Consider the following 22,187-nt stretch of genomic DNA (forward strand, 5'->3'; position numbering starts at 1 on the left):
TTTTAACAACCAGGCTGCGCGGCCGTCATGGGACCGCGCAGCCTCGGCCAGGTGGCGGCGCCGCCGTCCACGAAAGGATCCGCATGCTCGAACTGCGTCCCAACTGCGAACACTGCAATGTTTCTCTCCCGCCCGACGCGCCAGAGGCCCGTATCTGCTCCTTCGAGTGCACCTTCTGCGCCGCCTGCGCCGAAGGCTTGCTGCGGAACGTCTGCCCGAATTGCGGCGGCGGCTTCGTGCCGCGTCCGGTGCGTCCAAGCCGTAACTGGAAGAACGGGAACTACCTGGGCAAGCATCCCGCCAGGACCGAGCCGAAGCTGCGCCCCGTCGACCTGGACGCCCATGCCGCACTGGTGGAAGCCGTAGGGGACCTTCCCTCAGCGGAGCGCTGAGCAGACAGGACGTTGTCCGGGAATGTCATGATTGACAACGCAAGCTGCGCGCACGGCTTTGCGAAGCCAAGCCCCCGGTTTCGCGGACTTAGCGAAGCGGACGCGCCGAAAAGGCGCGCCAAAGCCAGTCCTGCCGGACTGGCGATTGGCCTTGCTGGGCAGTAGCCAAACAAGGAACGCGACACCACACAGGGCCCGCGAAAGCGGGCCCTGCTTGTTGTCGGCGTCCAGGCCTTACTGGCCGGTGGTCGGCGGAGTCGTGGTGCCGGTGCCGGTGGTGCCGGTAGTACCCGAGGTGCCCGAGGTGCCGGTAGCCGGCGGGGTGGTGGTGTCGGTGGCCGGCGGGGTAGTGGTGGTGCCGGTGGCGCCCGTGCCCATGTCGCCGGTGGTGCCGGTCGCGCCGGTGGTGCCCGTTGCGCCGGTGCCGGTGGTATCGCCGGTGGTGCCCGTGGTGCCGGTGCCGGTTGCGCCGGTGCCGGTGTCACCGGTGGTGCCGGTGGTGCCCGAAGTGGAGCTCGGCGCGGTCGCCGACGTATCGCCAGCCGTGCCGGCGGTATCGTTCTTCTTGCAGGCGCCCAGCACGGATGCCAGGAGAGCCGCAGTCAGCAGGATTTTTGGTGCCTTAGTCAGTGCTTTCATTGTTTAAACTCCTCGTTCACGTCTATCTTGTGCCGAAGTCTCCAGGTGAGGCGCTGGAGGGTCAACGGCGCCAGTTCAGTTCCTCCATGGGTCCAGGACCCTCCGGTGGAACCATCAGGGAACCGACGCAATACGCGGCCCCGGTCAGTGCACGAATCCAACAGTGAGAATTAGACTGGCAGCCTTGCCGCCAGTTCGTCGGATTGCGCACCTTCTGCTTGTTTCCGCGTTGCGGCTGCGGAAATCCTACAAAGCCGGCGCCTGGGCGCCGAACTCATTGCCTACCGGCCAGGCCGGTTGGTGTCGCTGCCGGCGCCATCCCGGGCGCCGAGCTGTTCCAGCAGCGCCGGAATTTCATGAGAAATTTCCCGCGCTAGATATCCTAAAGTGCCAAGGCGCTGGGCCAGGCGGTCGCCGGCGCGGGCGTGCAGGGCCACGCCCCAGCAGGTGGCCTGGGCCAGGGGCGCGCCGCGCGCCGCCAGCCCGGCGACAATGCCGGCCAGCACGTCGCCCGAGCCGGAAATGGCCAGGCCGATGTTGCCCGCTCCCTCGTGCTGCCATAGCACGCCGTCGGGCGCGGCGATCACGGTGCGCGCGCCCTTGAGCGCCAGCACCGCGTTCCACTGCCGCGCGCAGACCAGCGCCAGCGCATCGGGCTCGGCCACGATGTCGGCCTTGGCGGCGCCGGTCAGGTGGGCCATCTCGCCCGCGTGCGGAGTCAGCACCACCGGGCGTTCGAAACGGAAAGGCATGCCCTCCGGCCAGCCGCGCGGCGGATGGCGCAGCACGCCCATCGCGCAGGCGTCGAGCACCACCGCGGTCCGGGTCGCGTCCAGGCGCGGCAGCAGGGCATGCACCAGCGCGGCGGTGGCCGCTTCGTCGCGCATGCCGGGGCCGATCAGGACCGCATCGACACGGTCGGCCAGCGGATCGAGGCTGTCCAGGGCCTCCAGGCTGAAGCCGTCGCTCGCATGCTCGCGCAGGCCGATCACGCGCGCCTCGGGCATGGCCAGCGCCACCAGCTGGGCCACGCTGGCGCCGGTGGCGACGGTCAGCTTGCCGGCGCCGGCGCGCAGCGCGGCCGTGGCCGCGAGGATGATGGCGCCCGGCATCTCGCTCGAGCCGCCGACGATCAGCACGTGGCCGCGCAATTCCTTGTCGCCGTCGGACTCCGGCCATGGCAGGGGCCAGCCGGCCAGCAGGGCTGCGTCGATGTCGTGCACGGCAATGGCGCGGATGCTCGATTCCATGGAGGGGCCTTATGCCTTCGGTGCGCTCGGCAGGTCCTTGCCCGCGGTGATGGGAGTGCCCGTGGCTTCCAGCGGGGCGACGAAGTTGAGCAGGTTCAGCGCGAGGTCGCCACGCTTGCCCTGCGAGGGATCGAAGCGGTAGGACGTGACCGAGCAGTTCGGCACGTCGCCGGCGCGGTCGAACTCCAGGATGGTGGCTTCGTCCAGATGTTCGAACAGGTAGCGGAAACAATTGACCGTGACCTGGTGCGCGACGATTAGCACGCGTTCGCGGCAGAACTCGCGCTCGAGCGTATCCATCACGCTGCGCAGGCGCAGGATCACGTCGCACCAGCTCTCGCCGCCGGGCGGGCGGAAATAGAATTTGCCGACGTGGCGGCGCTGCTCGTACAGCTCGGGATGGTGGTGGGCGATGCCGTGGGTGGTCAGGCGGTCGAGGATGCCGAACTCTTTTTCGCGCAGGCGCTCGTCGGCCTGGACCGCCAGCATGTCGCTGCGGTCGAGGCGCTGCATGAGCAGCTCGGCGGTTTGCTGTGCGCGCACATAGGGCGAATGCAGCACCGCGTTGGGGCGCTGGCCCGGGGGAAGGGCGGCGAACCACGACCCCAGCGCTTCGGATTGGCGGATGCCCAGCTCGGACAGGGGCACGTCGACGTCGCGGTCGGCGATGTCGATGTGGTGTCCGGCCGCCGCTTCCGCCAGATCACGCGCGACGTTGCCGGCGCTCTGTCCATGCCTGACCAGCCAGATTTCCTGCGGCCACTTCTGCTCCATCACCCGCCCGTCGTTGATATTGACATGCCGTCATCTTAGACGGATTCTGCGGCGGTTTAGCGCACGATTGCGGCCTTTCCGGACTGGCTCTTCACTCTGTCAGCACGGTCTTACAAGGGTGTTTACGGCGGTAATCAAACCGCTTGTTCTTCGCTGTCCAGATTGATTTCCGCGTCGCTATGAAACACCCGCATGTCGGTTTCGCCGAGCACGCGGCTGGTGACCGTGCCGGCCGCGATGGAGCCGCTCACGTTGAGGGCGGTGCGGCCCATGTCGATCAGCGGCTCGACCGAGATCAGGAGGCCGGCCAGCGCCACCGGCAAGTCCATCGCCGACAGCACGATCAGGGCCGCGAAGGTGGCGCCGCCGCCCACGCCGGCCACGCCGATCGAGCCGAAGGCGATGATCGCCAGCAGCGGCAGCAGGAAGCTCGCGCTCATCGGGTCGATGCCGACGGTGGGCGCGATCATGACCGCCAGCATGGCCGGGTAGATGCCGGCGCAGCCGTTCTGGCCGATGGTGGCGCCGAAGGAGGCGGCGAAGTTGGCGATGCCTTCCGGCGTGCCCAGGCGTGCGGTCTGGGTCGCCACGCTCATCGGGATCGAGCCCGCGCTGGTGCGCGAGGTGAAGGCGAAGGCCAGCACCGGGAAGATCTTGCCGACGTAGCGCACCGGATTCAGGCCGGACGCGCTGATCATGATCAGGTGCACGCAGAACATCAGCGCCAGCGCGCAGTAGGAGGCGGCGACGAAGCCGAGCAGGTTGAGGATGTCCTGCAGGCTGGAACCGGCCACCACCTTGGCCATCAGCGCGAACACGCCGAACGGGGTCAGGCGCAGCACCAGGGTCACCATGCGCATCACGATCACGTGGGCCACGTGCACGAAATGGCTGAAGGATTCGAACACGTCCGGCTTCTTGCCCGCGATGCCGGTGGCCGAGATGCCGATGAAGATCGAGAACACGACCACGGCGATGGTCGAGGTCTTGCGCGCACCGGTCATGTCGAGGAAGGGATTGGCCGGGATGAAGGACAGCAGCATGCTCGGCAGCGAGATGTCCTTGGCGGCCGCCAGGTTGCCCTGCAGGTACTCGCCGCGCGCGACCTCGGCTGCGGAAGCGGTCAGGCCCACCGCCGACAGGCCGAACAGCTTGGCCATCAGGATGCCGATGGCCGCGGCGATCACCGTGGTCACGAGCAGGATGCCGATGGTCAGGGTGCTGATGCTGCCGAGCGAGGAGGTGGTGCGCAGCTTCATGATGGCCTGCACGATCGACACCATGATCAGCGGAATCACAATCATCTGCAGCAGCTTGACGTAGCCGCTGCCGAGCACGTCGAGCCAGGCGTTGGTGGCGGCGATCTCGGGCGAGGCCGCGCCGTACACCGCCTGCAGGCCCGCGCCCAGCAGCACGCCAAGGCCGAGGCCGGCCAGCACCCGCTTGGTGAAGGACACGTGGGCGCCCTGCAAGCGCCACAGCAGGACGCAGACGGCGAGGGCGATGGCCAGGTTCAGGATCAGCGGAAGGTTCATGGGGCCTCTGAAGAGATTACTGCGTGCAACAAATTGATCGCAGCATTCTATAGGCAAACTGACATTGCCGCTTCCAGAATGGATTTCCAAGGTGAATTCCGCACTGTCATGGTGCAGGCCAAAACATGAGCAAACGGGCTTGTTGCAACGCAGCGACGGAAACCCTGTACTTTCGCAAAGGAATCTTTGCCTCAACCCATACAGTCGCGTTTGTTTCTATAATCCAATAAGCATTTCCCCTTTAATTCTCTTGGGCGTTCCATGTTCAAACACCTCAGCATCAAGTCACGCCTCGTCTTCGTCATCGGATTCCTGGCTGTCGAGCTCATCGCCGGCGCCGTGATCGGCCTGGTCAACCTCGGCGTCGCGAACGCCGAACTCAAGCAAATGTACGACCAGCGCCTGGTGGCGCTCGGCCGCGTCGGGCAGGTGATCCAGCTGGTCACCACCAACCAGTTGAACGTGGCCAAAGCGATCAGCATCGAAGACGCGGGCGTGCGCACCGCCCTCATGAACGAGGTCGACGCCAACGCCAGCCTGATCACCAGGCTCTGGGACGAGTACAAGGCCAGCGACCTGGACGACGACGAGCGCGCCATGGCGGATGCCTTCGCCGAAGCGCGCAAGGCCTTCCTGGCCCAGGGCCTGCGCCCGGCCCAGGCCGCGATCCGCGCGGGCGACAACGCCCAGGCCGTGCAACTGCTGAACGGTCCGATGCTGTCGCTGTACAAGCCGATGCAGGAGCAGGGCGGCAAGCTGATCGCGCTGATGCAGGGCGACGCGAAGGCCGAATACGAGGCCTCGCAATCGACCTACGAGCTGGTGCGCCTGGTCTGCCTGGCCGGCCTGGCCGTGGGCCTGGTGCTGGCGGCCGTGATCGGCTGGCTGCTGGTGCGCGCCATCGTCGGGCCGCTGGAAAAGGCGGTGGCCATCGCCGGCGCCGTCGCGGCGGGCGACCTGACCCAGCACATCGACGCCACTTCGAACGACGAGACCGGCCGCCTGCTGCACGCGCTCAAGGACATGAACGACGCGCTGGTCAAGATCGTCAGCCGGGTGCGCAACGGCACCGATACCATCGCCACCGCCTCCAGCCAGATCGCGGCCGGCAACCTGGACCTGTCGGCGCGCACCGAAGAGCAGGCGGGATCGCTGGAAGAGACCGCAGCCTCGATGGAAGAGCTGACCTCGACCGTCAAGCAGAACGCCGACAACGCGCGCCAGGCCAATGCGCTGGCCGCGTCGGCCTCGGAAGTGGCGGGCAAGGGCGGCGCGGTGGTCGAGCAGGTGGTGCAGACCATGGGCGCGATCAACGCCTCGGCCACCCGCATCGTGGACATCATCGCCGTCATCGACGGCATCGCCTTCCAGACCAATATCCTGGCCCTGAACGCGGCGGTGGAAGCGGCCCGTGCGGGCGAGCAGGGCCGCGGCTTCGCGGTGGTGGCGGGCGAGGTGCGCAACCTGGCGCAGCGCAGCGCCGCGGCGGCCAAGGAGATCAAGGCCCTGATCGACGACTCGGTAGAGAAGGTGCAGCACGGTTCCGAGCTGGTCGACCAGGCCGGCGCCACGATGGCCGAGATCGTGCAGAGTGTCAGCCGGGTGACCGACATCATGGCCGAGATCACGGCCGCCAGCCAGGAGCAGACCGCCGGCATCGAGCAGATCAACAGCGCGGTGACCCAGATGGACCAGGTGACCCAGCAGAACGCAGCGCTGGTCGAGCAGGCATCGGCAGCCGCCCAGTCGCTGCAGGAAGAGGCGACCGGGCTGGCGCAGACCGTCGGCGCCTTCAAGCTGATCCACGCCGGTCAGGCGCCGGTGCGCGGCACGGCCCTGGCGCTGCCGGCGGCACGCCCGGCCAAGGCGCAGGCCACGCCGGTGCGCGCCAAGCCGGTTCGCAAGGAGGCGCCGGCCGCGGTCCCCACCGCGAAGACTGCAAGGACTGCCAAGGCCGCCAAGCCCGAAGCTGTCGAGGCGAGCGACGGCTGGGAAGAGTTCTAGGCAGCCGCCGCCCAAACGACAAAGCCAACCGCGAGGTTGGCTTTTTCTTTTCAAGGCATCGCGGCGCACACCCGCCCTCGCAGCGGCCGGAACACGGTCCGGCCGCCGATGCGCGATCGTGCGCTGCGGAGCCGCTTATTCGAAGACGATGACCAGCGCGGCCAGGCCGATGCACAGGCCCACGCTGACGGCGATGCGCTGGCGCAGACGGCGGCTGCTCGTGACGATGTCCTTGGCGATGTTGCGGCGAGGCGCGCGCGGGTCGGTGGTATCGACGGTGGCGGTGTGGATGCTACGGTGTTGGCGTTCGGTATGTTCGAGTTCCATGAATGTCTCCTGGCGCCGTTTCGATGGGAAACGGCTGGTTAGGCCGGCAAGGGCCATGTGTTCTGTATTCGGTAGTGACGGGCCCAGCGAACTGTGTTCGCCGGGCTCAGGCAAGCCGGGCAGCGGCCTGGCAACCCTGGCGGGCGCGCGGCGCGTAGAAGCGGATTGTCTGGCGGCCACGCCGCACGGCCGTGGCGCAGCAAGTGCGCAGGCCGGGGTAGTGCAGATAGGTGCGTGACATGTGGTGCCAGTACGTTGCTTCTGTTTTGGACAAACCGTGAGCGCGGCGGAGTAAGGCGCAAGAAGTGCATGGATGCACGAGCGCGCCAAATGGTTCGCGAGCGTCCCGGGACGTTATTTATTTTACATTTTTCTCTCTCAAAGGCAATAAGCGCACGATTGGTGCCAGCGCCGAGTTGACTCAGGAGAAACTAAGATCATCCTAGCACGGTTGACCGTTTGTGAAACGCTCTCCAGCATAGAAATTGGCTGTCTGTGGCGTTTTGCGAACGGTCTTGAAACAGGTGGTTACAAATCACTGGGCGAGTCCTGTTCAGCCAGGGAGAGATTGGCTCCTCGGACACCGAAATCGATACATGGGCCGGTAGCAATGGAAGCTCGGCCGGACCAATTGAACCGAGCAAGGAAGGGCTGTAATTTGTGGTATTAATGATAAGCTTACCGGGTATCGAAGAGCTTTTTTTAAGGGGATAACGAGATGCGGATATCCGAATCCGATGCACGGAAAGCGCTGCAAACGATCAGCCCTGCCAGCGAGAATGCGAAATCAGTCGAGCAAAACGAAGATCTGTTCAATCTGTTTGTTGGTGTCGTTAATGCTTCCTTGGCTGGAGTAGAAGGCAAGACCGCAGCAGCCGCTCGGCTTGATCGACAAGCATGCCACCATCGCCGGATTCGCTGGGAAGCAGGGCGATATCAAAGGATTGATGATTGCCGGGAGCGCCATCCAAATCTCTACGCAGACGCTTGCGCTGCTGAAGTTGGGAGCGAATGCAACGCCGGGTGCAGTCATTGCCGCCCTCGGTGCCATGTTCACCAAAAACGCGTCGCTGGCGTTCGGCCTGGCAGAAAACAATAAGCAGGCAAAGCTACTTGAAGTGACGACAGATTGCGCATCCTCCTTGTTTACACTTGGAGGCGCGATAGCAACCGGGGTTACCACAGGTGCTGCTGGAATTGCTTTTTCATTGACGCCAGTAGGCTGGGTGCTGTTGGGCGCGGCGCTGGCCCAGGCTGGAGCGAGTGCCTACCAGGCTTACGCGACTAGTCAGCAGGAATGACGGCGCCGTGAAGTTGTCGCTTGTGCTGAGTTCCGTCTCGAGAAGAAACGCATGCGTTGACTGGTGCAGGGGGGGGCGCAAAGCAAAAAGCCCACGAAACAAAATTCGTGGGCTTCCTGTTGAATCTTTGGTAGGCCGTGCTGGGCTCGAACCAGCGACCAACGGATTAAAAGTCCGCTGCTCTACCAACTGAGCTAACGACCCGAAAGAAGCAAGATTATAGGTCGCGTTAGCGCAGCTGTCAAATACCCATCGCGGCTAATGCTTACTTCAGCGAAGCCAGGCGGTCGCGCGCCGTCTGGGCCGCGCTCGAGGACGGGTACTTCGACACCAGCTGCTGCAGGGCCTTCTTGGCGTTCTTGTTGTCCTTCAGCAGGGCATAGCTGCTGGCGATGTTCAGCATCGCATCCGGCACCTTCGGGCTGGCGTTGTAGGTGCTGGTCACCACTTCCTGGGCCGCGATGGCTTTCTTGTAGTCGCCCAGCGCGTAGTAGGCGTTGCCCAGCCAGTACTGCGCGTTCGAGGCATAGGCCGATTCCGGGTAGCGCTTGACGAAGTCCTGCAGCGCGGTGGCGGCGGCCTTGTAGTCGCCCGACTGGAACAGGGCGGTGGCGGCGTCGTAGGCGGTCTTTTCGGACGGCAGGACCTCGGCGGTCTGGCCGTCGATGGTTTCCTGGCGCGGTTCGAGTTTCTTGATGCGCGCGTCGAGGTCGGCGTACAGCTGCTTCTGGCCGTTCTGGGCCTTGGCGATCTCGTTGGCCAGCACCTCGATCTGGCCGCGCAGGCGCGCCAGTTCCTGCATGGTCTGCTCGTGCTGGTTCAGCATCTCGATGGTGGAGCTCTTGTCCGCCTTGGTGTCGACGCGGGCGTTCAGCTCGCGCGCGATGTTGTCGACCTTGGCACGCAGGTCGAGGATCGCTTTGCGCGCTTCGTCATCGTCGAGCAGGCCGGCGGACGCCTGCAGCGGCATCCAGGCCGCCAGGAACAGGCAGGCAAGACGGGACGGGGTCAGTTTCATCATGGCGTTGTTCTTTCTACTAAAACCAGTTGCAGATATAAAACGGGGCGGCTAGCAGTCTGCACTGCATGCCGCCCCGCTGTCAATCAAGCGAATCTTAAGTCAGCGATTACTGATAGACGATGTCGGCGCGACGGTTTTCAGCCCAGGCGGCTTCGTTGCTGCCGGTTGCCTTCGGCTTTTCTTCGCCCAGCGACACGGCTTCCATCTGACCTTCGGCCACGCCCAGCGAACCCATCGCACGACGGACGGCTTCGGCACGCTTCTGGCCCAGGGCCAGGTTGTACTCGGTGCCGCCGCGTTCGTCGGTGTTGCCTTGGATCAGGACCTTGCGCTGCTTGTTCTTGTTCAGGTAAGCCGAGTGGTTTTCGACGACCGGACGGCCGTCGTCGCGCACGACGAAGCTGTCGTAGTCGAAGTAGACGCTGCGGTTGGCCAGCACGCCTTTCGGATCGTTCAGCGGATCGACGACGCCGGTTTCGACCGGCTTGATTTCGCGGTTGTCGACTGGCGCCGGTGCGGTTTCGGTCGATTTTTCCTGGACGGTGGTCTCGGTCAGCTTGGTCGGCGACGAGCAAGCTGCCAGCAGGGCGGCTGCCGAGGCGATGAAGGCGACGCTCTTGAAGTTGCGCATGGTTTTTCTCCTGTTCTGGTAAAGGTTTTACTTCGTTACTTCATGAAGGGACCCCAGCTGGGCTCCCGAATGTTTCCCGCTTTGGTGGTTAAGCGCTGCTTGACCCGTCCATCCACCGACACCACGGCCAGCGAGGTTCGCCCGCCGCCCTTGGTCGCATACATGATGTACTTGCCGTTAGGCGAAAAACTCGGTTCGGTGGCCCCATCGGCCAGGCGCAGCTCCTGGCCGCTGGCCAGGTCCATCGCATATAAGGAGAAACCGCCGTCGCGCTGGGAGATCCATGCCAGGGTCTTCCCATCAGGAGACACGCGCGGGCTGATGTTGTAGTTGCCGTTGAACGTCACGCGGGTGGCATTGCCGCCCGAAGCGCTCATCTTGTAGACCTGCGGACCGCCGCTGCGGTCGCTGGTGAAGTAAATGGTCTGGCCGTCGGCCGAGAACTGCGGCTCGGTGTCGATCGCGTTGTTGGTGGTCAGGCGGCGCAGGCCGCTGCCGTCATGGCGCACCGTGTAGATCTCGGTATTGCCGTCCTTCGACAGGGCCACGGCGAGCGTGCTGCCGTCCGGCGCCCACGAGGGCGCCGAGTTGTTGCCCTTCTGATTGGAGATCTGGTTGCGGCGGCCGGTCATCAGGTCCTGCAGGTAGACCACCGGCTTGCGGTCTTCCAGCGAGACGTAGGCGACCTTGCTGCCGTCGGGGGACCAGGCCGGCGAGATGATCGGTTCGCGGCCGTGCACGGCGACGATTTCGTTCTCGCCGTCGGCGTCGGCCACGGCCAGGCTGAACTGGCGCGCGGCGCGGTCTTCCTTGACGTAGGCGATGCGGGTCGAGAAGATGCCCTTCACGCCGGTCAGCTTTTCGTAGACGTCGTCGGCGATGCGGTGCGCCTGCAGGCGGGTGTACTTGGGCTGGACTTCGCCGCCCATCTGCGAGAGCTGGCCGCCCTTGACGGTATCGAGCAGCTTGTAGCGCACGGCGAGGCGGCCGTCCGGCTGGCGCGCCACGCTGCCGACCACCAGGGCATCGACGCCGCTGGCCTTGAAGGCGGCCAGGTCGACATTGGCGCTGTCGCTGATCACCTGGCCGGCATCGACCACCTTGAACACGCCGGAACGCTCGAGGTCGGCGCGGATCACGGCCGACACCTGTGCCGGCGCCACGCCTTCGTCGGCGAAGGCCGCGACCGCAACCGGGATCTGGTTGCTGCCGACACCGGCGATCTCGACCTTCAGCTGGGCCTGGGTTGCAGTGCCCATCAGCATCGTTGCACTAAACAGCAGTATGTGAAGTTTTTTCATAGTCTGTGAGTCAGATTGAGGTCGAACCGATCAGTCGAGGTCTTTCATAGAGAAATTGACCTCGAGGTTGCGCTCTACCGTACCATCTTTCTTCTTGGGTAGTGGGGACGCTTTGCGGATGCCGTTTTCCACCGCGCGGTCGAATTCCGGCACGCCGCTGCTCTTGCTCAGGCGGACCGACATGATTTCGCCGGTGGGCAACTGGTCCACCTTGAACACGGCCTTCGGGTTGCCCGGCGTATCGGTGCTGCCCGCATAGGTCGTGTTGCTCTTGATCTTGGCCGTGATCGCGGCGACATAGCCGCTGTCGATCTTGGGCGCGGTCGATTTCTCGGCCGAGCCGCTGCTGCCCATGGCGCCGGCCATGCGCTTGAGATCTTCCTGGCGAATCTTGTCCAGGCGAGCCGCTTCGACCTTGGCGGCATCGGCAGCCTTTTTCTTGTCGGCGAGTTCTTTCTTCTTTTTCTCGTCGGCTTCTTTCTTTGCCAGCTCCTTGCGGTCCGCTTCTTCTTTCTTCTTTTTCTCGTCCTCTTTCTTCTTCTGCTCGGCGAGTTCCTTCTTCTTCAGCTCTTCACGCTCGCGCTTCTCGGCCAGCTCCTTCTTGAGCTGCTCGGCCTTGCGCTCCTTCTCGCGCTCGAGGGCGATATCGGGCGGCGTCGGCGCAGGACGCTCGACGGGCGGCGGCGGCTCGGCGCGCTGGACCGGCTGGGGTTCCGGTTCCGGCTCGGGCGGTGGCGGTTCGACCGGCAGGGGAGGCGCGGCGGCGGTCTGGACCGACATGTCCCAGACCTCGGCCTCGACCGCGACCGGCTCGTTGCTTTGCCAGCTGATGCCGAACCACAGGAAGAACAGCAGGATGGCGTGCACGAACACCGCCAGCAGGAAAGATGGCAGGCGGTTCGGTTCGGGCGGCACGTAGTACGGGGTGCCGGCGCTGGCAGGCTTCATGGCTGACATGGTTCCGACATCACTTGGTAGCGAGTCCCACGCGGTTGATGCCCATCTTCTTGGCTTCGGAAATCAGCTGGATGACATCGTCGTATTTGCTGTCGCGGTCGCCGGCAATCAAGACCGGATAGTCGGGATTTTCCTCGTGCAGGGCGCGCAGGCGCTGGAGCAGGGCGGCGCGGTCGCCGACGTCCTCGCTCGCCACCTTCCGCTCGCCACGCACGCCGATCGCCAGCCGGCCTTCCGGCTTCACCTCGACCTGGATATAGGTGCTGGGCGGCAGCGCCGACTTCTCGGCGCGCGGCAGGTTGACCACGCTCGGGGCCTCGTTGGCCGGCACCGCCATGAAGATGATGAGCAGCACCAGCATCACGTCGATGTAGGGCACGACGTTGATCTCGGACTTGAACTTGCGGCGGCGCCCGCCGCGCATGCTGCTGGAAAAAGCCATCCCGTCCTCCAATCAGCGCGCCTGGCGCTGCAGGATGTTCGAGAATTCCTCGACGAAGCTCTCGAAGCGGTTCGCCAGGCGGTCGATGTCGTGCGTGAAGCGGTTGTAGGCGACGACGGCCGGGATTGCCGCGAACAGGCCGATCGCGGTGGCGATCAGGGCTTCGGCGATGCCCGGCGCGACCACCGCCAGGGTGGCTTGCTGCACGTTGGCCAGGCCGCGGAAGGCGTTCATGATGCCCCACACGGTGCCGAGCAGGCCGATGTACGGCGACACGGAGCCGACCGAGGCCAGGAAGTTCAGGTGGGTGTCCAGCATGTCGAGTTCGCGCTGGAACGAGGCGCGCATGGCGCGGCGCGAGCCGTCCAGCACGGCGCCCATGTCGAGCGCTTCGCGCGAGGCCTGCTTGCCCTTGATGAATTCGCCCATGCCGGCTTCGAAGATGCGGGCCAGCGGGCCGCTCTGGTCGCGCTGGCTGCTGGCGCTCTGGTGCAGGGTGTGCAGGTTGCCGCCGGCCCAGAAGCTGCGTTCGAATTGCTCGGTCTGGCTACGGGCGGCGCGGATCGCGAACAGCTTGCGGAAAATGTAGGTCCAGCTGATGATCGACAAGGCCAGCAATAAGGCCATGATCAGCTGGACGAGCAGGTGGGCGTTGCTGATCAGGGCGATAAACGAAAGGTCTTGGGTCGCGGTCATCGGTAGAATAAGTTGTGTAAATATATGGGCAGGGCGCTACGCGCCGCGCATTTTATCAGCCACATCGTCCGGCAAGGAGCGGGGGCGCATGGTGGCGAGGTCGACGCAGCCGACTTTCACGCTCGCGCTCGTCAGCAAGGTATCGCCGCGCCAGGCCTGCTGGACGAACTGGACCGAAGCGCGGCCGAGCTTGTCGACGATGGTGCGGATGGTCAGCTCATCGTCGAGACGGGCAGGCGCGTGATAGTCCAGGCTGGCGCTTTTGACGACGAAGGCGGTGCCGTCGGCGTCGAGCAGCGCTTGCTGCTGGATGCCGGTCGCGCGCAGCCATTCGGTACGCGCACGTTCGAAAAACTTCAGGTAGTTAGCGTAAAACACGATACCACCGGCGTCGGTGTCTTCGTAATAGACCCGGACTGGCCAGTCAAAAGCTGAAGGCATTTCCCCTGCCATTAAATGTAAATAGGAAACATTTTACGCGATTTTTCCCTTTTCTATGTACGCTGGCGAACATTAAACGGGAAAAAACGGCCTCTGCATGTTCCGTCAGGCATGCATGGCCGCAGTAGTAGACGTGAAACAGTGCAAGAAGGCCAATTACTGTAACACTTTCTCACAATTGCAGAGCGCGCGTTACAAACGGTATTTCCTATGGGCGAGAGCGCTGTCCGTAGGGTGGACGGCTGCGCCGTCCACGCGCTGATTGTTAGCGTCGCCCATGCCGGAAGCGGGTTGGCAGGCGCAGGTCGAACGCGTGGACGGCGGAGCCGGCTGCGCGCCCCGGTCCACCCTACGTGCGCTTGATGGCGAAGGGCGAGAAGCCCTGGCAGGTCGGCATCAGCTCGATCAGGTTGACGTTGACGTGTGGCGGCAGGGTGGCGATCCAGTAGGCCGTCTCGGCGATGTCCTTCGCCGTCAGCGGCGTCGTGCCCTCGTAGACCTTGGCGGCGGCCGCATCGTCGCCCTTGAAGCGCACGTTCGAGAACTCGGTCCCGCCGCACAGACCCGGCGCCAGGTTGGTGGCGCGCACGCCGGTGCCGATCAGGTCGGCGCGCAGGTTGAGCGTGAACTGCTCGACGAAGGCCTTGGTCGCGCCATATACGTTGCCGCCCGGGTAGGGGTAGTGGCCGGCCACCGAGCCCAGGTTGATCACCAGGCCGCTGCCGCGCTTGACCATGTCCGGCAGCACCGCGCGGGTCATGGTCACCAGGCCCTGGCAATTGGTGGCGATCATGGTTTCCCAGTCTTCCAGCGGCACCTCGTGGGCCGGCAGGGTGTTCAGGGCCAGGCCGGCGTTGTTGATCAGGACGTCGATCGCACGCCAGTCCGGCGGCAGCGAGGCGAGCGCCGCGTCGATCGAGGCGCGGCTGGTCACGTCCAGGGTGACGGGCAGGGCGGCGCCGCCCAGTTCGGCCGCCAGGTCGGCGATGCGCTCGGTGCGGCGCGCGGCGAGCACGACGCGGTGGCCATTGCGGGCGAAGGTGCGCGCCATCTCGGCGCCGAAGCCGGCCGAGGCGCCGGTGATGAATACGATCATGGAAGTGTCCTGGAACGAGTGATTCATGCTGGGTCGGGAAATTGTAGCCGAAACGACCACGTTCCCGCTGGCGTCCCCTGCATTCGCCTGGACTTGCCAGGGCGACAGCAGTTTCCTTGCCCTAAGGGGGCCACATCACATACAATCTGGAGTCCCTACGTCTCACGTAACTGGCGAAACACCGCGCGCCGCAGCCTCGGGCTCTGCGCTCGGCAAGGTGGAGTCCCACCGGGGAACCTGAGACGTCATTTCGCCGTTCGCCTGGGCTGCCATTCAACTGGTTCGTGCTGGAATCGTGAAGATTCGCGCGGATGCCCGTTCGTTTCCAGGCGCCCGCCCACGTCCAACGCTGCCCGTTGCCTGGTTTACTATCGATTGGAGTTTTACATGTTTGCAAAAGACCATACGCTCGCCAACATCGACCCGGAACTGTGGGATGCCATCCAGAAGGAAAACGTTCGCCAGCAGGACCACATCGAACTGATCGCGTCCGAAAACTATACCTCGCCGGCCGTGATGCAGGCGCAGGGTTCGCAGCTGACCAACAAGTACGCCGAAGGCTACCCGGGCAAGCGCTACTACGGCGGTTGCGAATACGTCGACGTCGTCGAGCAGCTGGCCATCGACCGCCTGAAGCAGATCTTCGGCGCCGAAGCCGCCAACGTGCAGCCGAACTCCGGCTCGCAGGCCAACCAGGGCGTGTTCTTCGCCATGCTCAAGCCGGGCGACACCATCATGGGCATGTCGCTGGCCGAAGGCGGCCACCTGACCCACGGCATGGCCCTGAACATGTCGGGCAAGTGGTTCAACGTCATCTCCTACGGCCTGACCGCGGAAGAAGACATCGACTACGAACAAATGGAACGCCTGGCGCGCGAGCACAAGCCGAAGATGATCATCGCGGGCGCCTCGGCGTTCTCGCTGCGCATCGACTTCGAGCGCTTCGCCAAGATCGCCAAGGAAATCGGCGCCTACTTCATGGTCGACATGGCCCACTACGCAGGCCTGATCGCCGCCGGCGAATACCCGAACCCGGTGCCCTACGCCGACTTCGTCACCTCGACCACCCACAAGTCGCTGCGCGGCCCGCGCGGCGGCATCATCCTGATGAAGGCCGAGCACGAGAAGGCCATCAACTCGGCGATCTTCCCGGGCATCCAGGGCGGTCCGCTGATGCACGTCATCGCCGGCAAGGCCGTGGCCTTCAAGGAAGCCCAGTCGCCTGAGTTCAAGGAATACCAGAAGCAGGTGGTCAAGAACGCCAAGGCGCTGGCCGACACCCTGACCGCACGCGGCCTGCGTATCGTCTCGGGCACCACCCAGTCGCACGTGATGCTGGTGGACCTGCGCGCCAAGGGCCTGACCGGCAAGGAAGCGGAAGCCATCCTGGGCCAGGCACACATGACCTGCAACAAGAACGGCATCCCGAACGACCCGCAGAAGCCTTTCGTCACCTCCGGCATCCGCCTGGGCAGCCCGGCCTTCACCACCCGCGGCTTCAAGGAAGAAGATGCGGTCAAGGTGGGCAACCTGATCGCCGACGTGCTGGACAACCCGCACGACGCCGCGACCATCGAGCGCGTCAAGGCCGAAGTCAAGCAGCTGACCGACAAGTACCCGGTCTACGCGGCCTGATAGCCCGACCAGGAGCCGGCCCCGCCGGCTCCGCCAAGTGAGCCCAGCGCCATGAAATGTCCCTTCTGCCAGCATGAAGACACCCAGGTCCTCGATACCCGCGTATCGGAGGAGGGAGATTCCATCCGGCGCCGGCGCCGCTGCACCAGGTGCGACAAGCGTTTCACGACCTACGAACGGATCGAGCTGTCGATGCCGATCATCGTCAAGAAGAACGGCAGCCGTACGGAATTCGAGTCCGGCAAGCTGCGCGGCAGCCTGATGCTGGCGCTGCGCAAGCGCCCGGTGGCGGCCGAGGCCATCGATACCGCGGTCGCCACGATCGAGGAAAAGCTGCTCACCAGCGGCCGGCGCGAAGTCGATACCGGCTACGTGGGCGAACTGGTGATGCAGGAGCTCAAGCGCCTGGACAAGATCGCCTACATCCGCTTCGCCTCCGTCTACAAGAACTTCGAAGACCTGGACGAGTTCCAGGAAGCGCTGGCCGAAGTCGGCCACCCGCGCAAATAAGCTCCGTCGTTTAGTTCCCCAAACCCTGCCGTTCGTGCTTAGGCCAGCTCATGGCCGGCCGGCGTGCGCCTGTTACCTTGTGAACTCCATTGCATCGCGCCGCCGCACAGGCGGCATCGTGACGGGGAGGGGCTGGCATGCGGGTGCATCGACATGGCGGATTCACGCTCACACGGGGCTTTACGCTCATTGAAGTGCTGGTGGCGCTGTTCGTGCTCGCCGTCGGCGTGGTGGGCGCCGGTGCGGCCCAGCTGGCCGCCCAGCGCACGCGCCAGCAATCGGCGCTGATGTCCGAGGCCGCGCAACAGGCGGCGTCGCTGGGCGCGCGCATGCGCGCCAACGCGGCCGCCGCCGGCCTGCCCGATTCATCCAATCCTTATCTTTCGCTCGACTACGACGCCGCCGATGGGAATCCGGGCGCGGCGCCGGCCTCCTGCTACGGCGCCAGCGCGTGCGACCCGCTGCAGCTGGCCGCGTTCGACCTGCACGAGGCGAAACAGGGCGTGTACGCAGCCTTCCCCGGCGGCCGCATCGCCGTGTGCCGCGATGCCGCACCGTGGGACGCCGGCACGCGCCGCTATCGCTGGGCATGCACGGCGGGAGCCGGGGCGCCGATGCTTATCAAGCTCGGCTGGAGCGGTACCGGCGCCGCGCCGGGCCTGGTGGCGGTGGCGCCGCTATGAACCGCCGCCGACAGCGCCAGCGCGGCCTGAGCCTGGTGGAACTGATGATCGCGATGGCCCTTGGCCTCGCGGTGCTGCTGGCATGCGGAAATCTCCTCATCGGGGCCACGCGCGCCTACGCCATGCAGGTGGAGGCCGACGCGATGGACGAGGCGGGGCGCTATGCCCTGGACGCCCTGGCGCGCGCCGTGCGCCAGTCCGCCCACGTGGACTGGGCGGCTTCGCCGACCCAGGAGCCGGCCCTGCCGGCCCGCATCGCCGGGCTGGATGCGCGCTCGGTGCCGCGCAACGGCACGGGCATCGACGGGGCCTTGCCGGACTCCGTGAACGGCAGCGACGTGCTGGCGCTGCGTTTTCCCGGCAGCGGGGCGCCGCCGAACGGCGACGGCGGGACGGTCGATTGCGCCGGCTTTCCGGTGCACGCCGGGGAGGACGGCTGGAGCATCTTCTACGTCGCCCGCAATGCGCAGGGCGAAGCGGAGCTGCGCTGCAAATACCGCGGCAACAGCAACTGGTCCGCGGACGCGGTGGCGGGCAGGGTGGACGGCTTCCAGGTCCTGTACGGGCTCGATGGCGACGGCGACCGCGTGCCGGACCGCTACGTGAATGCGTCCACGCTGGCCGCGCTGGATGCCGGGCTGGTGTTGAACGGCGCGAATCCCATGCAGCGGGCCGAGGACCTGAACCGGCGCACGCACTGGAAGCGGGTGGCGGCCGTGCGGGTTGCGCTGCTCCTGCACGGTCCCAGGCTCGACAGCGCGGCGGACATGGGCGCGAGCTACGCCCTGTTCGGACCGGACCATGCGTCGGCGCAGGCGGCTGGCGACCCCGGGACTTCGCTCGCGGAGCTGACCCTGGCGGGGCGGGAAGGGGCGCGGATACGCAAGGTCTACTCCACCACCGTCGCCTTGCCGGCGATGCCGGAGTAGGGAGGACGCGGGCATGCGAAGGCTTCATCCACGGCGAGGAGAAAGCGGCGCGGCGCTGCTGACGGCGATGGTGCTGATGCTGGCGGTGCTGATGACGGGCCTGGCCGGCGCCCGCACCGCCTTGTATGGCGCGCGCGCCGCCGCGCACGAACGCGACCGGCTGCTGGCCTTGCAGATGGCGGAGGCGGCGCTGGCCGATGCCGAGCGCGACATCGAAGGCGGCGCCAGTCCAGGCTCGGCGCGTGCGCTCGCCCTCGCGACCGGGCTCCCTTCCGCCTTCGCGGACGGATGTGCAGGAGGGACGCCCTACGATGGATTGTGCACCGTCGAGGACGATATCGAAGAGCACGCGCAGCGCCTGGCCGCGGGCGATGGCCCGGCGGTACGCTTCGGCAGCTTCACCGGGAGGCAACTACCTGACAACGAGGGCTTGAGCGCCGACCACCCGCGCTACCTGATCGAGCGTGTGCCGGCGGCCGGCACGGATCACCTGTACCGCATCAGCGCACTCGGTTTCGGGGTGATGCCCTCGACCCAGGCCGCCGTGCAGGGGTATTACCGCAAGCCTGCGGCTACGGGAACGCCGGGCAGGCGGGTGGGCTGGCGCGAGATCGGCAACTGGGCGGCGCTGGTGGATGCCGGCGGCCAGAACGGGAACGGAGGCGGGCCATGACGCGATGCACTGCAGGGGTGGCAGGATTCACCCTGGCCGAATTGCTGGTTGTCCTGGCGATTGTCGCCTTGCTCGGCGCGGTGGCCTATCCCTCGTATTCGCGCCAGGTCGTCAAGTCGCGCCGCGTCGAGGCACAGCTGGCGCTGGTCGACACCATGCAGCGGCAGGAACAGTTCCGGGCGCAGCACCGCAGCTACCTGGCCTTTTCATCGCAGGCGGACACCGAGGCGGCGCACCAGTTCAAGTGGTGGCTGGGCCGCGACGCCGCTGCCAGTGCCTACGAGCTCGACGGCTACGCATGTCCAGGCCACGAGATCGAGGAGTGCATCGAATTGCGGGCGCGGCCGGGGACGGACAATGTCGATGCCGGTTTCGCCGATGACGAATGCGGCACGCTGACCTACAGCAGTACCGGTGCGCAGGGAGCAAGCGGACCTTCCGAGAGGTGCTGGCCATGAGCAGACAGCGTTTTGCGAACGGGGCGTCGCCACGGGCGAGCAGGGGAAAGATACCGCCGGCCTGCGGGCTGGGCAGGTCTCCTGGCCGGGGAACGGGTTTTCACGCCGTCAGCCGGCGCCAAGCTGGCTTTTCCCTGAGCGAGCTCGTCATTGTCCTCGCCATCGCCGCGATCGCGGCGGGCATGGCCGCCCCGAACTTGCACAGCCTGCTTCGCGCCCAGCAGCTACGCTCAGCCACCGGCGACCTGTTCGGCGCGGTCGCGCTTGCGCGCGCCCAGGCCATCGCCCGCAACGACATCGTGAAACTGGTTCCGAACGACCCTGGCGGCGAGGACTGGGCCAGCGGCTGGACTGTCTTCGTCGACCGCGACGGCGACCGCCAGCCCGGCCCGGACGACGAAGTGCTCGCCGTCCACCCGCCGCTGCCTGCGGGCATGCACGTCGACTTTTCCTTCACCAGCCCGGCGCCGCCGCACTACATCGCCTACAATGGCGCCGGACGCAGCTGCAGCGACACCAACAGCGCGGCGGCGCGGCTGGGTAGCTTGTCGCTATTTCACGGCGACCACATCCGGCGTATTAAAATCAACATGCTGGGCCGTGCGCGGAGCTGCAATCCGGCGCGCGAGCGCGGCTGCGATGGCGCACAGGCGCCGCCCTGAAGGAAAGAGCAAGTGACAGAGGACACCGTACAGATACGCAGCGATGCCGAAGGCATGGCCCTCGCCCTGGCGTGGGCCGCCAAAGGCATGTATATCACCGCGCCGAATCCGCGCATCGGCTGCGTGATCGTGCGCGATGGCAAGGTGATCGCCGCCGGCCACACCCAGCAAGCCGGCGGCCCGCATGCCGAGATCGTCGCCATGCGCGACGCTGCCGCTCGCGGCGTCGACGTGCGCGGCGCCACCGCCTACGTGACCCTGGAACCCTGCAGTCATTACGGCCGTACCCCGCCGTGCTCGAATGCCCTGATCGAAGCCGGCCTGGGCCGGGTCGTGGCCGCCATGGTCGACCCCAACCCGCTGGTGGCCGGGCGCGGCCTGGCGCAGCTGGAAGCCGCGGGCATCGCGGTGACTTCCGGCGTGCTGGCCGGCGAGGCCAACGAGCTCAACATCGGATTCTTCTCGCGCATGCGCCGCGGGCTGCCCTGGGTGCGCCTGAAGGTGGCCGCCAGCCTGGACGGCGCCACGGCGCTCGACAGCGGCGAGAGCCAGTGGATCACCGGCCCCGAAGCGCGCGCCGACGGCCACGCCTGGCGCGCGCGGGCCCAGGCGATCCTGACCGGCATCGGCACCGTCAAGGCGGACGATCCCCAGCTTACCGTGCGCGGCGTCGAGACGCCGCTGCCCCCGCGCCGCGTGATCGTGGACAGCCGCCTTGAGATTTCGCCTGACGCCCGCATTCTGCAGGGTGAGCCATGCTGGATCGTGGCTGCCCAGGCCAATCCGGAACAGGAAGCCGCGCTGCGCGCCGCCGGCCACGAGCTTATCCATCTGCCCAACAGCGCCGGCAAGGTCGACCTGCCGGCACTGATGCGCGAGCTGGGCCGGCGCGAGATCAACGAAGTGCATGTGGAAGCGGGATCCAAGCTGAACGCGTCGCTGGTGCGCGAGGGCTGCGTGGACGAGCTGCTGGTCTACCTGGCGCCGAGCCTGATCGGTCCGGGGCAGGGCATGTTCGACCTGCCGCCGCTGGCGCGCCTGGCCGACCAGCGCACGCTGCGCTTCCACGACGTGGCGCGGGTCGGGAACGACCTGCGCATCATGGCAAGGTTCGCAGGCGAGAGCGGCCGGCCAGGCTGAAGAAATCTGAAACCAACCTGAAGGATAAGGCTGTATGTTTACTGGAATCGTCGCCGCAGTCGGCAACATCACTTCCGTCGCGCCGCTGGCGGGCGGCCTGGACGCGGGCGTGCGCCTGGCGATCGACGCCGGCCCGCTGCCGCTGGCGGACGTCGCACTGGGCGACTCGATCGCCATCAACGGCGCCTGCATGACCGTGGTCGACAAGACCGCCAGCACTTTCACCGTGGACGTATCGCGCGAGAGCCTGAACAAGACGGTGGGCCTGGACGCGCCGGGCGAAGTGAACCTGGAAAAGGCATTGACCCTGGCCGAGCGCCTGGGCGGCCACCTGGTCTCGGGCCACGTCGATGGTCTCGGCACCGTGCACAGCTTTGAGCCGGTGGGGGAATCGCGCGAGCTGATCATCGACGCGCCTCACGAGCTGGGCAAGTTCCTGGCTTATAAGGGTTCGGTGGTGGTGAACGGCGTGTCGCTGACCGTGAACCGCGTCGAGGATCTCGATGGCGGCGCAGGGAAGGTGTGCCGCTTCTCGATCAACCTGATCCCGCACACGATCGAGGTCACGACCCTGAAGCACCTGCGCGCGGGTTCCAAGGTGAACCTGGAGATCGACCTGATCGCGCGCTACGTCGAGCGCATGCTGTCGGCCAAGGGCTGACCGCGATTCTCTGTACCGGCGCCGACCAG

25 protein-coding genes, 1 tRNA gene and 1 riboswitch are annotated in these 22,187 nt (G+C 65.9%); of the genes, 12 read left to right on the forward strand and 14 right to left on the reverse strand.

Features of this window, described 5'->3' with window-relative positions; all coding sequences use genetic code 11:
- The first annotated feature begins 83 nt into the window (after window positions 1-83).
- Complete coding sequence (locus KBW95_RS22585; protein ID WP_211526473.1) at window positions 84-392, forward strand: DUF1272 domain-containing protein; 309 nt, start codon at window positions 84-86, stop codon at window positions 390-392.
- Between the two features lie 234 nt (window positions 393-626).
- Here the strand turns inward: KBW95_RS22585 and KBW95_RS22590 are convergent, their stop codons facing one another.
- The 4 genes from KBW95_RS22590 to KBW95_RS22605 all read right to left on the reverse strand — a co-directional run bounded on the left by KBW95_RS22590 (window position 627) and on the right by KBW95_RS22605 (window position 4,590).
- Complete coding sequence (locus tag KBW95_RS22590) at window positions 627-1,031, reverse strand: hypothetical protein (RefSeq protein ID WP_211529394.1); 405 nt, start codon at window positions 1,029-1,031, stop codon at window positions 627-629.
- A gap of 281 nt (window positions 1,032-1,312) precedes the next feature.
- Window positions 1,313-2,281, reverse strand: coding sequence for an NAD(P)H-hydrate dehydratase (locus KBW95_RS22595; RefSeq protein ID WP_211526468.1), 969 nt, complete (start codon window positions 2,279-2,281; stop codon window positions 1,313-1,315).
- Between the two features lie 9 nt (window positions 2,282-2,290).
- Window positions 2,291-3,055: a histidine phosphatase family protein gene (locus KBW95_RS22600; protein WP_211526472.1), complete on the reverse strand. Its 765-nt coding sequence runs from the start codon at window positions 3,053-3,055 to the stop codon at window positions 2,291-2,293.
- A 134-nt stretch (window positions 3,056-3,189) separates the two neighbouring features.
- A complete protein-coding gene (locus KBW95_RS22605; RefSeq protein WP_211526467.1) occupies window positions 3,190-4,590 on the reverse strand; it encodes an L-cystine transporter in 1,401 nt (466 codons plus the stop codon).
- A gap of 261 nt (window positions 4,591-4,851) precedes the next feature.
- Here KBW95_RS22605 and KBW95_RS22610 point away from each other — a divergent pair, with 261 nt between their 5' ends.
- Complete coding sequence (locus KBW95_RS22610) at window positions 4,852-6,594, forward strand: methyl-accepting chemotaxis protein (RefSeq protein ID WP_211529395.1); 1,743 nt, start codon at window positions 4,852-4,854, stop codon at window positions 6,592-6,594.
- 135 nt (window positions 6,595-6,729) lie between these two features.
- Here KBW95_RS22610 and KBW95_RS22615 read toward each other — a convergent pair whose 3' ends face one another.
- Window positions 6,730-6,921 carry a hypothetical protein gene (locus tag KBW95_RS22615; protein WP_211526465.1) on the reverse strand — a complete coding sequence of 64 codons (192 nt, stop codon included), beginning with the start codon at window positions 6,919-6,921 and terminating at the stop codon, window positions 6,730-6,732.
- 884 nt (window positions 6,922-7,805) lie between these two features.
- On the opposite strand from KBW95_RS22615, the gene KBW95_RS22620 reads away from it, so the two are divergent.
- On the forward strand, window positions 7,806-8,222 hold the full coding sequence (locus KBW95_RS22620) for a hypothetical protein (RefSeq protein ID WP_211526464.1): 417 nt from the start codon (window positions 7,806-7,808) through the stop codon (window positions 8,220-8,222).
- A 128-nt stretch (window positions 8,223-8,350) separates the two neighbouring features.
- Here KBW95_RS22620 and KBW95_RS22625 read toward each other — a convergent pair.
- From KBW95_RS22625 to KBW95_RS22665, 9 genes are all read right to left on the reverse strand, one after another.
- Window positions 8,351-8,426: transfer RNA gene (locus tag KBW95_RS22625), tRNA-Lys, on the reverse strand.
- Between the two features lie 61 nt (window positions 8,427-8,487).
- Complete coding sequence (gene ybgF / locus KBW95_RS22630) at window positions 8,488-9,243, reverse strand: tol-pal system protein YbgF (protein ID WP_211526463.1); 756 nt, start codon at window positions 9,241-9,243, stop codon at window positions 8,488-8,490.
- A 106-nt stretch (window positions 9,244-9,349) separates the two neighbouring features.
- Window positions 9,350-9,874: a peptidoglycan-associated lipoprotein Pal gene (gene pal, locus KBW95_RS22635; RefSeq protein WP_211526462.1), complete on the reverse strand. Its 525-nt coding sequence runs from the start codon at window positions 9,872-9,874 to the stop codon at window positions 9,350-9,352.
- Between the two features lie 35 nt (window positions 9,875-9,909).
- Window positions 9,910-11,133, reverse strand: a complete 1,224-nt coding sequence (tolB, locus tag KBW95_RS22640; RefSeq protein ID WP_229429957.1) for a Tol-Pal system beta propeller repeat protein TolB — start codon at window positions 11,131-11,133, stop codon at window positions 9,910-9,912.
- Window positions 11,134-11,205: 72 nt separating this feature from the next.
- Window positions 11,206-12,123 carry a cell envelope integrity protein TolA gene (gene tolA, locus KBW95_RS22645; RefSeq protein ID WP_211529396.1) on the reverse strand — a complete coding sequence of 306 codons (918 nt, stop codon included), beginning with the start codon at window positions 12,121-12,123 and terminating at the stop codon, window positions 11,206-11,208.
- A 19-nt stretch (window positions 12,124-12,142) separates the two neighbouring features.
- Window positions 12,143-12,574 (reverse strand): ExbD/TolR family protein, encoded by a 432-nt coding sequence (locus KBW95_RS22650; RefSeq protein WP_211526459.1) that lies wholly within the window; start codon window positions 12,572-12,574, stop codon window positions 12,143-12,145.
- A 12-nt stretch (window positions 12,575-12,586) separates the two neighbouring features.
- Window positions 12,587-13,270 carry a protein TolQ gene (tolQ, locus tag KBW95_RS22655; protein ID WP_211526458.1) on the reverse strand — a complete coding sequence of 228 codons (684 nt, stop codon included), beginning with the start codon at window positions 13,268-13,270 and terminating at the stop codon, window positions 12,587-12,589.
- Between the two features lie 36 nt (window positions 13,271-13,306).
- Entirely contained in the window at window positions 13,307-13,711 is a 405-nt protein-coding gene (gene ybgC, locus KBW95_RS22660; RefSeq protein ID WP_211526457.1) for a tol-pal system-associated acyl-CoA thioesterase, read from the reverse strand.
- 349 nt (window positions 13,712-14,060) lie between these two features.
- Window positions 14,061-14,807: an SDR family oxidoreductase gene (locus KBW95_RS22665; protein ID WP_211529397.1), complete on the reverse strand. Its 747-nt coding sequence runs from the start codon at window positions 14,805-14,807 to the stop codon at window positions 14,061-14,063.
- Window positions 14,808-14,963: 156 nt separating this feature from the next.
- Window positions 14,964-15,081: riboswitch (ZMP/ZTP riboswitch) on the forward strand.
- Window positions 15,082-15,194: 113 nt separating this feature from the next.
- Here KBW95_RS22665 and glyA point away from each other — a divergent pair.
- The 9 genes from glyA to KBW95_RS22710 all read left to right on the forward strand — a co-directional run bounded on the left by glyA (window position 15,195) and on the right by KBW95_RS22710 (window position 22,158).
- Window positions 15,195-16,442 carry a serine hydroxymethyltransferase gene (gene glyA, locus KBW95_RS22670; RefSeq protein ID WP_211526455.1) on the forward strand — a complete coding sequence of 416 codons (1,248 nt, stop codon included), beginning with the start codon at window positions 15,195-15,197 and terminating at the stop codon, window positions 16,440-16,442.
- Between the two features lie 51 nt (window positions 16,443-16,493).
- Window positions 16,494-16,952 (forward strand): transcriptional regulator NrdR, encoded by a 459-nt coding sequence (gene nrdR, locus KBW95_RS22675; protein ID WP_211526454.1) that lies wholly within the window; start codon window positions 16,494-16,496, stop codon window positions 16,950-16,952.
- A 137-nt stretch (window positions 16,953-17,089) separates the two neighbouring features.
- Window positions 17,090-17,635 carry a type IV pilus modification protein PilV gene (gene pilV / locus KBW95_RS22680; RefSeq protein WP_211529398.1) on the forward strand — a complete coding sequence of 182 codons (546 nt, stop codon included), beginning with the start codon at window positions 17,090-17,092 and terminating at the stop codon, window positions 17,633-17,635.
- Complete coding sequence (locus tag KBW95_RS22685) at window positions 17,632-18,564, forward strand: PilW family protein (RefSeq protein ID WP_211526452.1); 933 nt, start codon at window positions 17,632-17,634, stop codon at window positions 18,562-18,564. Before pilV ends, KBW95_RS22685 begins: the two co-directional genes overlap by 4 nt.
- 13 nt (window positions 18,565-18,577) lie before the next feature.
- Entirely contained in the window at window positions 18,578-19,237 is a 660-nt protein-coding gene (locus tag KBW95_RS22690; RefSeq protein ID WP_211526451.1) for a hypothetical protein, read from the forward strand.
- Window positions 19,234-19,695 (forward strand): type IV pilin protein, encoded by a 462-nt coding sequence (locus tag KBW95_RS22695; RefSeq protein WP_211526450.1) that lies wholly within the window; start codon window positions 19,234-19,236, stop codon window positions 19,693-19,695. Before KBW95_RS22690 ends, KBW95_RS22695 begins: the two co-directional genes overlap by 4 nt.
- Before the next feature lie 68 nt (window positions 19,696-19,763).
- Window positions 19,764-20,357, forward strand: a complete 594-nt coding sequence (locus KBW95_RS22700) for a GspH/FimT family pseudopilin (protein WP_229513073.1) — start codon at window positions 19,764-19,766, stop codon at window positions 20,355-20,357.
- A 54-nt stretch (window positions 20,358-20,411) separates the two neighbouring features.
- Window positions 20,412-21,497 carry a bifunctional diaminohydroxyphosphoribosylaminopyrimidine deaminase/5-amino-6-(5-phosphoribosylamino)uracil reductase RibD gene (gene ribD / locus KBW95_RS22705; protein ID WP_211526471.1) on the forward strand — a complete coding sequence of 362 codons (1,086 nt, stop codon included), beginning with the start codon at window positions 20,412-20,414 and terminating at the stop codon, window positions 21,495-21,497.
- A 34-nt stretch (window positions 21,498-21,531) separates the two neighbouring features.
- Entirely contained in the window at window positions 21,532-22,158 is a 627-nt protein-coding gene (locus tag KBW95_RS22710) for a riboflavin synthase (RefSeq protein ID WP_211526448.1), read from the forward strand.
- Window positions 22,159-22,187: the final 29 nt, after the last annotated feature.

This window comes from Massilia sp. ZL223 (assembly GCF_018119395.1).
Classification (GTDB): domain Bacteria; phylum Pseudomonadota; class Gammaproteobacteria; order Burkholderiales; family Burkholderiaceae_D; genus Telluria.